This is a genomic window from Aeromonas sp. ASNIH1 (assembly GCF_002934285.1).
GTDB lineage: Bacteria > Pseudomonadota > Gammaproteobacteria > Enterobacterales > Aeromonadaceae > Aeromonas > Aeromonas caviae.
Window position 1 is genome coordinate 825,932 of record NZ_CP026228.1, and the last position, 14,069, is coordinate 840,000.

The 14,069-nt window shown below is 61.8% G+C and carries 10 protein-coding genes, 1 tRNA gene, 2 rRNA genes and 1 riboswitch (1 of these 14 cut by a window edge); of the genes, 2 read left to right on the forward strand and 11 right to left on the reverse strand.

The window, feature by feature from the left end; all coding sequences use genetic code 11:
* Window positions 1-12 precede the first annotated feature (12 nt).
* Both C2U37_RS03950 and C2U37_RS03955 read right to left on the reverse strand, forming a co-directional pair.
* A complete protein-coding gene (locus tag C2U37_RS03950; RefSeq protein WP_029313677.1) occupies window positions 13-489 on the reverse strand; it encodes a L,D-transpeptidase family protein in 477 nt (158 codons plus the stop codon).
* A gap of 401 nt (window positions 490-890) precedes the next feature.
* Window positions 891-2,741, reverse strand: a complete 1,851-nt coding sequence (locus C2U37_RS03955) for a M3 family metallopeptidase (RefSeq protein WP_104451865.1) — start codon at window positions 2,739-2,741, stop codon at window positions 891-893.
* A 294-nt stretch (window positions 2,742-3,035) separates the two neighbouring features.
* Between C2U37_RS03955 and C2U37_RS03960 the strand changes: the two genes are divergently transcribed.
* Together C2U37_RS03960 and gbpA are read left to right on the forward strand one after the other, a co-directional pair.
* A complete protein-coding gene (locus tag C2U37_RS03960) occupies window positions 3,036-4,715 on the forward strand; it encodes a methyl-accepting chemotaxis protein (protein WP_045523328.1) in 1,680 nt (559 codons plus the stop codon).
* A gap of 229 nt (window positions 4,716-4,944) precedes the next feature.
* A riboswitch (cyclic di-GMP riboswitch) is annotated at window positions 4,945-5,030 on the forward strand.
* Window positions 5,031-5,090: 60 nt separating this feature from the next.
* Window positions 5,091-6,515 (forward strand): N-acetylglucosamine-binding protein GbpA, encoded by a 1,425-nt coding sequence (gene gbpA / locus C2U37_RS03965; protein WP_104451866.1) that lies wholly within the window; start codon window positions 5,091-5,093, stop codon window positions 6,513-6,515.
* 73 nt (window positions 6,516-6,588) lie between these two features.
* Here the strand turns inward: gbpA and cbl are convergent, their stop codons facing one another.
* The 9 genes from cbl to C2U37_RS04010 all read right to left on the reverse strand — a co-directional run.
* On the reverse strand, window positions 6,589-7,536 hold the full coding sequence (gene cbl / locus C2U37_RS03970; RefSeq protein WP_010672828.1) for an HTH-type transcriptional regulator Cbl: 948 nt from the start codon (window positions 7,534-7,536) through the stop codon (window positions 6,589-6,591).
* Window positions 7,537-7,652: 116 nt separating this feature from the next.
* Window positions 7,653-8,720, reverse strand: a complete 1,068-nt coding sequence (locus tag C2U37_RS03975) for a sulfate/molybdate ABC transporter ATP-binding protein (RefSeq protein ID WP_104451867.1) — start codon at window positions 8,718-8,720, stop codon at window positions 7,653-7,655.
* 31 nt (window positions 8,721-8,751) lie between these two features.
* On the reverse strand, window positions 8,752-9,645 hold the full coding sequence (gene cysW, locus C2U37_RS03980; RefSeq protein WP_041214502.1) for a sulfate ABC transporter permease subunit CysW: 894 nt from the start codon (window positions 9,643-9,645) through the stop codon (window positions 8,752-8,754).
* Window positions 9,642-10,481, reverse strand: a complete 840-nt coding sequence (gene cysT, locus C2U37_RS03985) for a sulfate ABC transporter permease subunit CysT (protein ID WP_104451868.1) — start codon at window positions 10,479-10,481, stop codon at window positions 9,642-9,644. Before cysT ends, cysW begins: the two co-directional genes overlap by 4 nt.
* A 269-nt stretch (window positions 10,482-10,750) precedes the next feature.
* Entirely contained in the window at window positions 10,751-11,326 is a 576-nt protein-coding gene (locus C2U37_RS03990; protein ID WP_104451869.1) for an RBBP9/YdeN family alpha/beta hydrolase, read from the reverse strand.
* 39 nt (window positions 11,327-11,365) lie between these two features.
* Window positions 11,366-12,367 (reverse strand): sulfate ABC transporter substrate-binding protein, encoded by a 1,002-nt coding sequence (locus C2U37_RS03995; protein WP_104451870.1) that lies wholly within the window; start codon window positions 12,365-12,367, stop codon window positions 11,366-11,368.
* A gap of 405 nt (window positions 12,368-12,772) precedes the next feature.
* Window positions 12,773-12,849, reverse strand: a tRNA-Asp gene (locus tag C2U37_RS04000).
* Window positions 12,850-12,947: 98 nt separating this feature from the next.
* A 5S ribosomal RNA gene (gene rrf / locus C2U37_RS04005) occupies window positions 12,948-13,062 on the reverse strand.
* 124 nt (window positions 13,063-13,186) lie between these two features.
* Window positions 13,187-14,069: ribosomal RNA gene (locus C2U37_RS04010) — 23S ribosomal RNA — on the reverse strand (it continues 2,006 nt past the right edge of the window).

Consider the following 14,069-nt stretch of genomic DNA (forward strand, 5'->3'; position numbering starts at 1 on the left):
TGGCAGGCGGGATCAGGGCTCGATGATGATGGGAGTGCCTGGCTCGATGGCGTTCCAGATCTCGTCCATCTCGTGGTTCAGCACCGCGATGCAGCCATTGGTCCAGTTGGACGGCTGCACCCTGCGATCCCCCAGGCTGTTGCGCTGGCCGTGGATCATGATCATGCCGCCTGGGTTCACACCCAGCTCGTTGGCGCGCTTGATGTCGTCCAGATTCGGGTAGTTGATGTGAATGGCCTTGTAGAAGCCGGAGTTGCTCTTCTTGTAGTCCAGGGTATAGCGACCTTCCGGGGTACGCTGATCCCCCTCACGCTGCTTGTGTCCCTTGGGAGCCGGGCCCAGGGCAATCCAGTAGCGCTTCACTTCCTTGCCATCCTTCATCAGGGTCAGGCTGTAACTCGACTTCTTCACCACCACCATATCGGCGGACAGAGTGGCAAAACTCAACGCGGGCCACAGCCCCAGCAAACACAGCAATACGGCTCTCACTATCCATCCCTCTGCGAGCCTTCTGGGCTCTCTTGTTAGCAAATCATCTGAATGCCGCCACCCTCTGGTGGCGAGCGAGCGCCATGATATGGGATCGCCGTGAATACTCAATATATCGGGAGAAACATATCTGTGGCCAGCAGGGGGAAATGGCCGTCAACCCGCCATGCAGACACCCTGCCAAGGGTAGGGCGTCGCCTATTGCCCGCAACCGGGCGCCTCAGCGCTGATCGTCAAGGCCTAGAAGATGGCGCAGGGAGAAAAACCAGCGGGCAGCGCCGCCGCCAGTGACATTTGAGCCTGTCCACCAGCCAATCCCCGGCTGGCACCATGGGATCAGGCCATCTCAACCCACAAAAAAGAGCCCCTGATGGGGCTCTTTTGACGGTGCAACACCGGGCTCAGGCCTGGGTCACTGGTTCGGCGGTCTCGAGGCACCGGATCCAGGCCTCGAAGTCTGCCAGCATGCGCGCCTCGGACTCGCTGTTGTCGGCGATAAGCTCGGCCCCGTGCACCACCCGGATATGGGCGTCGAGGGGCGTCCCCTCCCCTGCCGGTGGGCGCTGCCGCGCCGCCGCCATGCACGTCTTTGCCTGTTGCCACGCCTCGGCGGCACTCCGGTTGCACGCCTCGGCCAGCGGCACCGCACTGAAACCCTCGCCGGTGAGGCTCTGCAGCGTCTCGTCATGGGTCATGCCGTTGCCCGGTCCCCAGTAGTGGGCGGCCAGATCCGGTCCGATGCGCGGGTTGTCGGTGAGGTAGCCGTCGCGCCTCAGGAAATAGGCGCGGGTCTGCTCCACCGCCATTAGTGCCAGCAGATAGCCGTGATAGGCGCAGGCCGACTCCTGGTTCAGAAGGTGTGGGATGGCCAGCAGCGGGCGCGGGCTATCCACCCCCAGGATCTGGCGCTCCCACTTGCGGGCCAGGGCCAGCACGGCTGCCGGGGTGCGCTCGCTATCTGCCATGGCGTAGAGATCCCGCTCGAAGTAGGCCACCAGCGCGATCTGGCGCTCGTTGAAGGCGCGAAATGGCTGGCGCGCTTCAATCATGGCCTGGATAAGCGCATCGGGGATGGGTTCTCCCGCCGCGTTTCTGGCGTAGCGCTTGAGCCAGTCCGCGTCGTCCAGCAGGCTGTCGCAGAACATGGACTGGGTCTCGGCATAGGCCATGGAGGTGGGCGGAAACTCCTGGGAGAAGCAGGGGGCGTTGCCGGTGACGTTGGCAAAGTGCGCCGCGTGGCCTCCCTCGTGGAACAGGGTGTTGAGCCCGCTCCAACCGCTGCCCACCTGGGCCGGATTGGCCAGGCTGGTGAAATTGACCACCGCCGGCACCCACTCCCCATCCTGCCAGAAGCTCGGCACCGGGCCGTGACAGAAGCCGTTCTCGTATTTTCCCTCCCGGGTCAGCAGATCCAGGGTGAGGGTGGCACTGCGGTACTGGATGCCGAGCCGGCGGAAGCTCTCGACCCAATCCTTCAGCGCCCGGGAGAAGGGCACGTAAGGGTCGAGCTGGCGGGTCACGTCACCACTCACGCTGTAGCGCAGGTTGTGGGGCAGCAGGGCTGCTTCCCCCTTGGCCGCTTTCAGCTCCGCCAGACTCTGGTGCAAGCGGGCATCGGTGCGGGCGATGAAGTCGTCAAGAATGGCAAACAGCTGCTCCGGGCTCATCTGCTCGTTCTTGTGCACCTTGTAGTCGAAGTAGTCGCGATAGCCCATGGCACGGGCGAAGCGGTTGCGCAGCGCGACGATGTCAAGATAGCCGTTGTCGACCACCCACTGCTCCAGGGTCTGGAACATGGCGAGCGCGCTCTGGCGCACCGCCTCGTCGCTGCTGGCGGCCAGCGCCGTGCTGGCGGCGGGCAGACTGCCAGGCACTTGGCGGCCCTGCTCGTCCAGCAAGGTGAGCTTCAACCCCTTGCGACGGGCGAAGAGATCCGCCTCGGCGGCCACCAGCTCGTCCATCAGGGCGGAGGCACCGGGATCTTCGATGACGTTGCACTCGAAGAAGGCGATCCAGCCCCCCAGACCACGCCTGAGATCCGCCTCTTCGGCCTGGGCATGCATCTCCCGCAACACCGGCAGGCGGGCAGGATCGGCACAGAACGCCTTGTAGGCCTGTTCGGCCGCGGTGAAGCCTGCCTGATCGTCGCTGGTGCCCATGTAGGTGGACCAGAACAGGTCCTCCTTGCGTCTGTGCACCTGCAGGTAATCGGCATTGAGCTGGTTGAGATACTTCCTGGCAATGGAACTCATAACTTCCCTCTTGTTATGGGGCGACCACGGGGCGCCCACTCCTTTTTGGTGAAATGCCAACCCATTCACACTTCTTGCAAATTGAGTAGACAAATTGTGCGCCGGGATGCGCGCCATCACGCTATCAAAAGCGAGGGTTTCTGTCTGCTGGCTATACTGGTTGTCAAACTGCTCAATTGGCTGTTTTCCACCGCAACCCATTGAAAGCTAATGATATGTTAAAAATAATAACAATCAGGTCCGGCCGGCAGTTCGGCCACAATCAGACCCGCATGGGAAAGTAAGGATAAGACTATGTTCAAGCTCGGTGATATTGCCGTGAGTCGCAAGCTGATGCTGCTGCTCTCACTGGCCCTGGTCGGCTTCATCGCACTGCTGCTCATCTCGGCCAGTGCCCTGCACCGCAATCTGATGAGTGAACGAGAAGCCAGGCTGCAGGCGGTGCTGGATCTGGCCATGAGCCGGATCCAGGCCCTGGCCGCCACCCTCCCCCCGGAGCAGGCCAAGGCACAGGCCAAGGCCATGCTCGACAGCATGCGCTTTGACGGGGACAACTACCTGTTCGTGCTGGATGAAGATCGTCGGGTGGTGGTGCATCCCGCCAAACCCGAGCTGGTCGGCCAGCAGATGGGCAACAACCCTGCCGAGTCCCACTGGCAGCACATGGTGGATCTCGGCAAGGGCGGCCACCAGGGCAGGCTGGAGTATCAGTGGGTCTCCCCGTCCGGCGAGGCGGCCCAGAAGATGTCGCTGGTGACGGGCTACCAGCCCTGGGGCTGGATCCTGGGCTCCGGTGTGTTGTTGCAGGACATTGAGGCCACCATGTGGTCGCAATATGAGTGGATGGGTGGCGCCACCTTGCTGGTGATCCTATTGATGGGGCTGCTGGGACTCGCCATCAGCCGCTCCATCGTCAATCCCCTGGCCGAGATCAACAAGGCCATGGCCCGGGTCGCGGCCGGCGATCTGGTGGTCAGCATCCCGGTGCTGGGCAGGGATGAGCTCGGCGCCGTCGCCAGCTCCACCAACCAGGGGCTGGATGCCATCCGCCGCGCCCTGCTGGAGGCGAGCCAGGGGGCCCGCAACGTGGCGGATGCCGCCCTGCGCATCGCCGCCTCCGCCGAACAGACCAACCAGGCGGTCAACAGTCAGCGGGATCAGCTCGCCCAGCTCGCCACCGCCATGAACGAGATGAGCGCCACCATCGCCGACGTGGCGGGTCACGCCGAAAACACGGCCCGTGACACCCAGGATGCCACCAGCGAGGCCGGGCTCGGCAACCAGGATGTCCATGCCAGCGTGCACGGCATCCAGGCGCTGGCCACCGAGGTGGATCAGGCCACCTCGCAGGTCAACCAGCTCAAGGAGGGAGTGATGCAGATAAGCGAGGTGACGGCGGTCATCAGCGCCATCTCGGAGCAGACCAACCTGCTGGCCCTCAACGCCGCCATCGAGGCGGCCCGGGCCGGCGAGCAGGGCCGTGGCTTCGCCGTGGTGGCCGACGAGGTGCGCCAGCTGGCCAGTCGCACCCGCCACTCCACCGAGGAGATCCAGAGTACCATCACCCAGTTGCAGCAACGGGCTGTCACCGCCGCCAACGCCATGGACGCCAGCCGCAAGCTGGCGGAGAGCAGCGTCAACCAGTCCGAGAAGGCGGGGCAGGATCTCTCCCTCATCGTCAATCACATCCAGCACGTGAGCGACATGGCGACCCAGATCGCCACGGCGGCGGAGCAGCAGAGCATGGTGGCGGAAGACATGAACCGCAACGTCAGCGGCATCAACGACTCGGCGCTCGAGATGTCCCAGGCGGCCTCCCAGTTGGCCCAGGAGAGCGAACTGCTGGCCGGTCTCTCCCGAAGCCTCGACGAGCGACTGGCGGTGTTCAAGCTGGACAACGCCCAAGCCCAGGACAGGATGATGCGACCGACCCAGGCGCCCTCTTCCCGAGCAGGCATGCAACCCCGCCACTGAGTGGCCCCGTGAGCCCCTGCCAGGCTTGCAGGGGCTCCTTTCCTGTCATGGCCACGGGAGCCTCTCCCGGGCCACCCTCTCGCACTGAACCAGCGCGCAGATCCCGAGGGAGCGATCTGCCGCTGATGCGCTGCTCCGATGAGATGGCACTGTCAATTTTTACACTTAATTTTTTAACAAAATATAGTCATGATGAGTGGTCGCCACAGGCGGCACCATGATCCTTTCTGTAGTCATTTGGCAAACTGGTTGAAAGGCCAGGACGCAAAGCCTCCGGTCTAAAGACAAGCTGTCCAGGATAGCGGGGTTGCAGCACCGTGTTTCGGGGAACTCCCCTGCCAACGTGACTGCCCACATCACCGAACAGAGGAATGTATGGCAGCAAATATCCGACTCACCCATCTCGCGGCGGCACTGGCGCTGCTGGCCAGTGGCGGCGTGCTCGCTCACGGCTACATCAGCCAGCCCGAAGGGCGCAACTACCTGTGCAAGACAGGGGGCAACAGCCAGTGTGGCGCCATCCAGTGGGAACCCCAGAGCCTGGAAGCCCCCTCCGGCTTCCCTGATGGCGGCCCCGCCGACGGCCAGATAGCCTCGGCCGGTCACCCCCAATTCGGCGAGCTCAACACCCAGACCCTCGATCGCTGGACCAAGCGTGAAGTGCAGGCCGGTCCCTTCGCCATCAGCTGGACCTTCACTGCCAACCACGTGACCCGCAACTGGCGCTACTACCTCACCAAGCAGGACTGGAACCCGAACCAGCCCCTCACCCGGGATGCGTTCGATCTCAATCCCTTCTGCGTCATCGACGGCAACATGGTGCAGCCCCCCAAACAGGTGACCCATCAGTGCACCCTGCCCCCGCGTACCGGTTATCAGGTCATTCTCGGGGTGTGGGAGATTGGGGATACCGCCAACAGCTTCTACAACCTGATCGACGCCCGGTTCAAGGATGGCACCCAGCCCCCGCTGACCTGGAGCCAGGGAGGGACCATCTATCCCTCCATCGACCTGGTGGCGGGTGACAAAGCCAGAACCCGGGTGTTCGATGCCAATGGCGAGCGCACCGATCTCCAGACCGAGCTGACCATCGCCAGCGCCGGACAGGGCCAGAAGAACAACTGGGCCCACGCCCTGGCGAGCAAGATCAACGCCGAGCAGAGCCAGATCCGTGCAGGCCAGCAAGGTACGGACGGCCAGTTCAACCCCGTCTATGGCCAGAACCCGGTCTACCTCAAGGCTGGCAGCAACCTGCAACGGGTCGAGATCCAGCTTGAGCAACAGCAGCCCCCGGTTGAGAACGGGATCAGCGTGAGCGGTTTGGCGAGCGACTACCCTCTCGACAACGGCAAGCTCACCCTGACTTTCACCGTCACGGCCCAGGGGGATCTCGCCATCACCAACACCCTCTATGACCACGGCGGTGTCGCCAGGGGACAGAGCAGTGCCGACATCAAGGACGGCAGCCAGAGTTTCTCCATGGCGCTGACCGGCTTGAGTGCAGGCCACCATCAGCTGGTGATCGAGGGCAAACCCAAGGCCGGTGGTGACGCGGTGCAGCAGACCCTGGACCTCATGTTCAAGGATCCGGCAAGCGGGGGCGATTACCAGTTCACCTTCCCGGACGGCCTCAAGTCCTACACCGCCGGAACCCGGGTGCTGCAGCCGAAGAACGGCAAGGTCTATCAGTACAAACCCTTCCCCTACAGCGGCTGGTGCAGCCAGTGGGCGAGCACGGCAACCCAGTATGAACCGGGCGTAGGTACCAATTGGCAGGATGCCTGGATCCAGGTGAACTGAGCCGCAGGCACGACATGACACCATCAACAAAACGGGGAGCCCATGGCTCCCCGTTTTTCATCCACCCCTCGGTTCAAATCTGGTAATCGAGCAGGGGCTCGTTGCTCATGGCGCGGGCCTGGATCTCCGCCAGCGCCAGCTCGGGGTTGCAGAGCTGGATGAACTGCCAGGCAAAGTTGTGCTGGAACTGCCCCTGCTTGAGGCCGATCCAGGCGGTGTGCGGCGCAAACAACCGACTGCCGTCCAGTTGCACCAGTCCCTTGTCCCGCTGGGAATCGAACGCCATGTCCGCCAGTATGCCCACCCCCATCTCCAGCTCGACATAGGTCTTGATGACGTCGGAGTCCTGGGCGGTCAGCAGGATCTGCGGCACTATGCCCGCCTCGGCAAAGGCATCATCCACCCGTGCCCGACCGGTGAGGCCGGCCTGATAGGTGACGATGGGCCAGTGGGCCAGAGCGGCCAGGGTCAGCTCCCGCTCGGCGGTGAGAGGGTGCTGCTCCGGCACGACGATATTGTGGTGCCAGCGGTAGTAGGGAAAGGCCACCACCCCTTCGCTCTTGTCGAGCTGCTCGCTGCTGATGCCGATGTCCACCTCGCCGGTCTGCACCAGCCGCACTATCTCCTCCGGGCTCCCCTGACGCAGCTCCAGCTGTACCAGAGGAAATTGCTCCCGAAACGCCTTCACTACCCTCGGCAGGGCATAACGGGCCTGGGTATGAGTGGTCGCGATGAGCAGCCGGCCCGAGTCGCGATTGGCAAAGGTGCTCGCCAGTTTGCGGATGTTGTCGGCATCCCCCAGGATACGCTCGGCGATCACCAGCAACTCCTTGCCCGGCTCGGTCATGCCGAGCAGACGCTTGCCATAGCGAATGAAGAGGGCAAGCCCCAGCTCCTCCTCCAACTCGCGAATGTGGCGGCTGACCCCGGACTGGGACGTAAAGAGGGCATTGGCCACGTCGGTCAGGTTGTAATCCCGCCGTGCCGCCTCCCGAATGATTCGCAATTGCTGAAAGTTCACCTCATCGCCTCCTGCGCTGAGTGGCGGTGGCTCGTGCCACCGTCCTCTTGTTATGGATTGCCGGGATCATAGCCCGGCAGCAAGCCTGAAAGAGGGCCACACCTCGCGGCTTGACCTCAGATCTGGTAGTCGGGATAGAGCTGTGCCTGCCTGGCCACCAGACGCACCCCCTGGCCGGGGGCAAAGGCCCGGGCGGCCTCCTTGCTCAGTTCGGCCTCGTAGTGGGCGCCTCCCGTCTCCCCATCGCCACGCAGTTCCACCCGGATGCGCGGCCCCATGGGCAGCAGGCGGGTAATGGTGGCGCGAATGCCACCGGGGGCATCCGAGGGCAGGATCTCCAGCTCGTGGGGGCGCACATAGGCAATGGCCGCACTCCCTTCTGCCAGATGGGAGGGGATGAGGCCACCCAGTTGCTGTTCACCGATGCCGAGCCCCTGCCCGGCCACCCTGCCACGAAACAGGTTCACGCTGCCAAGGAAGCTGTGCACGAAGGCACTGGCGGGCTGATCATACACTTCGGCAGGGGTGCCAATCTGCTCTACCTTGCCGGCGTTCATCAGCACCACCCGATCCGCCACCTCCAGGGCCTCTTCCTGATCATGGGTCACGAACAGACTGGTGACATGCAGCTCGTCGTGAAGCTCACGCAGCCAGCGGCGCAGCTCCTTGCGCACCTGGGCATCGAGGGCGCCGAAAGGCTCGTCCAGCAGCAGCACCTTGGGCTGCACCGCCAGGGCCCGGGCCAGGGCGACCCGCTGGCGCTGACCACCGGAGAGCTGGGTCGGGTAGCGTGCCGCGACGTGGCTGAGCTGCACCAGATCCAGCAGCTCCTTGACCCGGGTGCGGATGGCCGCCTCGTCCGGGCGTTCGCTGCGCGGCTTGACCCTCAGGCCAAAGGCCACGTTCTCGAATACCGTCATGTGGCGAAACAGGGCGTAGTGCTGGAACACGAAGCCAACGTTGCGCTCGCGCACATGGAGATCCGAGGCATCCTCGCCGCGGATGATGACGCTGCCACTGTCCGCCTGCTCCAGCCCGGCGATGATCCGCAGCAAGGTGGTCTTGCCGCAGCCAGAGGGGCCGAGCAGGGCGACCAGCTCACCGTCGTGAAAATCGAGGTTGATGTCGGCCAGCGCCGCGTACTGATTGAAATGCTTGTTGAGCCCTTGAACCTGAATGCTCATGAATGCCTCTCCTATAACCGTTAATTCGGGATCAATGGGACTGGGTCGGTTGGCCGCGCAGCCTGGCCAGCAGGGTCTCACCCAGCAGGGTGAAGATCCCGAACAGCGCCAGCAGGCTGGCCACCGCGAAGGCGGCACCGGTCTGGTACTCGTTGTAAAGGATCTCGATGTGCAGCGGCAGCGTGTTGGTCTGGCCGCGAATGTGGCCGGAAACCACGGAGACAGCGCCAAACTCCCCCACCGCCCGGGCGGTACAGAGCAGCAGGCCATACATCAGGCTCCAGCGAATGCCGGGCAGGGTCACCCGCCAGAACATCTGCAACCCGCTCGCCCCCAGCATGATGGCGGCCTCCTCTTCCTCCGGGCCCCGCGCCTCCATCTGGGGCAACAGCTCGCGCACCACGAAGGGCACAGTGATGAAGGTGGTCGCCAGGATGATCCCCGGGGTAGCGAAAATGATCTTGATGTCGTGCTCGCTGAGCCACTCGCCGAACCAGCCGCGACTGCCGAACAGCAGCACGAACATCAAGCCCGCGATGACCGGCGAAACCGAGAACGGCAGATCGATGAGGGTGATAAGCAGTTGCCGGCCAGGGAAGCGGAACCGGGCGATGGCCCAGGCGGCGGCCAGCCCGAACAGCAGGTTCAGGGGCACCGAGCAGAGCGTCACCAGGGCGGTCAGCCCCAGGGCGCTCAGGGCATCCGGCTCGCTGATGGCGTGCCAGAAGAAGGCCAGACCCGGGCTCAGCGCCTGGATGAAGACGGTGGCTAGCGGCAACAGCAGCAAGGCGGCAAACCAGCCCAGACCGACGGTGACCAGCAGCCATTTGACCCAGACCGGTTCATGGGTCACCGGGGGATGACGCGCCGGGGTGGCCGAAGCGGACTCCTGGGCCTGATCGAGATGTGCAGTAGAGGCGTTCATATACGGCTTCCTCCGATGCGAGCCCAGCTCCAGGCTTGCAACTTGTTGATGAGCAACAGCAGCACAAAGGAAATGAACAGCATGACGGACGCAATGGCCGATGCACCGGCGTAGTCATACTCCTCCAGGTGACTCATGATCATCAGGGGGGCAATCTCGGACACCATGGGGAGGTTGCCGGCAATGAAGATGACAGAGCCGTACTCCCCCACGCCGCGAGCAAATGCCAGGGCAAAGCCGGTGAGCAGCGCAGGTACCAGGGTCGGCCACAGTACCCGGATGAAGGTCTGCCAGCGGTTGGCACCCAGGCTCGCAGCCGCCTCCTCTTGCTCGCTCTCCGCTTCCCGCAACACCGGCTGCAGGGTACGCACCACAAAGGGCAGCCCGATAAAGGTCAGGGCAATGACCACTCCTATGGGGTTGTAGGCAAGCTCGATGCCCAGCGGAGCGACCCATTGGCCAATCCAGCCGTTGGGGGCAAAGATGGCGCACAGGGCGATGCCGGAGACGGCAGTCGGCATGGCAAAGGGCAGGTCGATCAGCGCATCCACCAGTCTGCGGCCGGGGAAGGTATAGCGCACCAGTACCCAGGCCAGTATCAGACCGAACAGACTGTTGAGCAGGGCGGCAATGAAGGCGGCACCAAAGCTCAGGCGAAAGGAGGCGAGCACCCGGGGGGAGCCGATCACCTGCCAGAACTCGGCGGCGCTCAGGTTGTTCACCGCAAACAGCACCAGTGCCGAGAGCGGCAGCAGCACCAGTATGCCCAGATAGAGCAGACTGAAGCCCAGCGTTGGCCCCAGGCCTGGCAGGACGGAATAAGAACTTAATCGCATAACACATCCGTTTGTTATAAATACTTTGGATGTGACGATTTTGCTCACGGCGGCCAGGGACAACAAACACCAATAATGCCTTTGCTAAGCACTTTTTTATCTAACAATGGTGGAACAAGGCTTTTAGAGCGATAAGCATAAAAAAAGGTCTTTTATATAAATAAAAGACCTAAAAGACGGAGCGGTAAAACCGGGAACATGCAAAGTCAGTCACGCTGGCCAAGTTGCCAGCCTGTCTGGAAATCGTGCCGAGACAATCCGAGGGGCCCTCATCGAAAACTGAGTGCAGCCTGCTTGCCCCACTCGGCAGGAGCAGGCTCCACCACCATTTCGGCACGGCGGTATAGGGTGCCGAGCAAAGCGAGCCCATGGTGCCACTCCCCATGGCCGGACTGGGCATTGATATGGCCCACCGCCCCCGCATCGAACAACGGCACCTGCCACTGCCGGCTCCAGAACTCTGCCCGCTCGAAACTCATCCAGGGGTCATTGCGGCTGGCGATCAACTGGGCAGAGACCTTGATGGACCCCGCCAACACCTCATCCGGGATACCGAAACGGGCAGGATCGGCAGGGGCAACGATGAAGATGGAGGAGACCTTGTCTGGTTGCAGTCTGGCGGCAGCGATGGCCGTCAGAGCGCCGAAGGAGTGGGCGACCAGGTGGACCCGGCTGCGCCGGCTCCTGAGCTTGCTCGCCAGCTTGGCGCTCCAGACCGTGAGATCCGGCTTGTCCCAAGGCAGACCCATCATTCTCTGCCACTGGGGAAATTGCTGGTGCCAGCGGCTCTGCCAATGATCCGGCCCACTGTTGTGCAGACCGGGAACCAGAAGGACCTTGTTCATCGTGGTACTCCTATCTGTTGTCACAGGGGCCTTCGTCTCTTAGCGGCCCGGTTGGTAAATCTGGTCAAACGATCCGCCCTGGGCGAAGTGCTTCTTCTGTGCCTTGTCCCAATCTCCTTCCAGATCCTTGACAGTGAAGAGCGTCAGGTTGGGGAACTGGGCCGCAGTCTCCTTCAGGATCGCCGGATTGCTCGGACGATAGTGGTATTTGGCGATGATGCGCTGCCCTTCGTCGGAGTAGAGATACTCGAGGTAAGCCTTGGAGACGGCCTCAGTACCATGCTTCTTGGCTACCTTGTCCACCACGGCTACCGGCGGCTCGGCCAGAATGGAGACCGAGGGCACCACCAGTTCAAACTTGTCGCTGGTGCCCCGCTGATTGAGCACCAGCAACGCTTCATTTTCCCAGGCCAGCAACACATCCCCGAGCCCGCGTTCGATGAAGCTGGTGGTGGCGCCACGTGCCCCGGAGTCCAGCACCTTCACATTCTTGAACAGATCGCTGACAAACTGTTTCGCGCCCTCTTCAGTGCCGCTTTTCTTCAGGGCATAGCCCCAGGCAGCCAGATAATTCCAGCGCGCACCGCCGGAGGTCTTGGGGTTGGGGGTGATGATGGCGACATCCTTGCGCACCAGGTCGCCCCAATCCTTGATCTGCTTGGGATTCCCCTTGCGCACCAGGAAGACGATGGTGGAGGTATAGGGAGAGGCATTGTTGGCCAAACGCCCTTCCCAGTCGCTGGCGGTGAGACCTGCCTTGGCCACCGCATCGACGTCATAGGCCAGCGCCAGGGAGACCACGTCAGCCTCCAGTCCGTCCACCACGGCACGAGCCTGTTTGCCTGAGCCACCGTGTGACTGGCTCACCACTACATCGTCGCCGGTTTTGGCCTTCCACTCCTTGGCAAAGGCACTGTTGTACTCCTGGAACAGCTCCCGCGTCGGGTCATAGGAGACATTCAGCAGCCGCACCTCGGCGGCTTGGACCTGACCGAGAGCCAGCAGGGAGAGAACGGTGAGAGCGGTCATTCGCAGTTTCATGGTGATACTCCATATCGTTGGGTTGAGTACAGCATGCCCGCTTATGCATATTCCATGAAGAAAGAAAAAGCGCTTTGCTTATCTCTTATCCGCATATGAGCTTCCGATGGTCCTCTGGCACTCTCGGCCAGAGCGTATTCGCGTGCTTGCGATGCTCATCTCCAGACACGAAAAAGCCCGGTCGATTGGCCGGGTTGGGAAAAGATGGAGGAACGAAGGCAAACCAGAGCGAAGGGTAAGCCCTGGGTAAAGGGACAATGCCAGACACGCAAGCACCACAGGGGGGAAGAGGCGGGTTGTCAGTAACAGGCGGCAGACCCGTCGGTTGCCTCTTGTTCCCTGAGTTCTTATCCAGACGCCAGAAAGCAAAAAGGCCTTCCCGATAGGGAAGGCCTTTCAATTTAGTGGCGGAGCGGACGGGACTCGAACCCGCGACCCCCGGCGTGACAGGCCGGTATTCTAACCGACTGAACTACCGCTCCGCATTCGGTTAGCTTTCGCTAAATCTTTTGCTGCTTGTTTGTGAGGTGTCATCCTCGCAGCCGGTTATGTGATTCTTCACATCACCATTTAATTGGGTGCCTGGCAGTGTCCTACTCTCGCATGGCGAATGCCACACTACCATCGGCGCTACAGCGTTTCACTTCTGAGTTCGGCATGGGGTCAGGTGGTTCCACTGCGCTATTGCCGCCAGGCAAAAATCTTCAATCTCGGAAAGCTGACGTGAGTAGTGATGTTGCACTTGGCTTGTCACTATCACTGAATTAGGTAAGTAGTCTCGCACTTGCTACAAGGCCAGAAACACTTCTTGGGTGTTGTATGGTTAAGCCTCACGGGTAATTAGTATGGGTTAGCTCAACGTATCGCTACGCTTACACACCCCACCTATCAACGTTGTGGTCTCCAACGGCCCTTTAGGACCCTCAAGGGGTCAGGGATGACTCATCTCAGGGCTCGCTTCCCGCTTAGATGCTTTCAGCGGTTATCGATTCCGAACTTAGCTACCGGGCAGTGCCACTGGCGTGACAACCCGAACACCAGAGGTTCGTTCACTCCGGTCCTCTCGTACTAGGAGCAACTCCCTTCAATCATCCAACGCCCACGGCAGATAGGGACCGAACTGTCTCACGACGTTCTGAACCCAGCTCGCGTACCACTTTAAATGGCGAACAGCCATACCCTTGGGACCGACTTCAGCCCCAGGATGTGATGAGCCGACATCGAGGTGCCAAACACCGCCGTCGATATGAACTCTTGGGCGGTATCAGCCTGTTATCCCCGGAGTACCTTTTATCCGTTGAGCGATGGCCCTTCCATTCAGAACCACCGGATCACTATGACCTACTTTCGTACCTGCTCGACCTGTCCGTCTCGCAGTTAAGCTGGCTTATGCCATTGCACTAACCTCCTGATGTCCGACCAGGATTAGCCAACCTTCGTGCTCCTCCGTTACTCTTTGGGAGGAGACCGCCCCAGTCAAACTACCCACCAGGCACTGTCCGCGAGCCCGATTCAGGGCCCTGCGTTAGAACATCAAACATACAAGGGTGGTATTTCAAGGACGGCTCCAGCGCAACTGGCGTCACGCCTTCAAAGCCTCCCACCTATCCTACACATGTAGGTTCAATGTTCAGTGCCAAGCTGTAGTAAAGGTTCACGGGGTCTTTCCGTCTAGCCGCGGGTACACCGCATCTTCACGGCG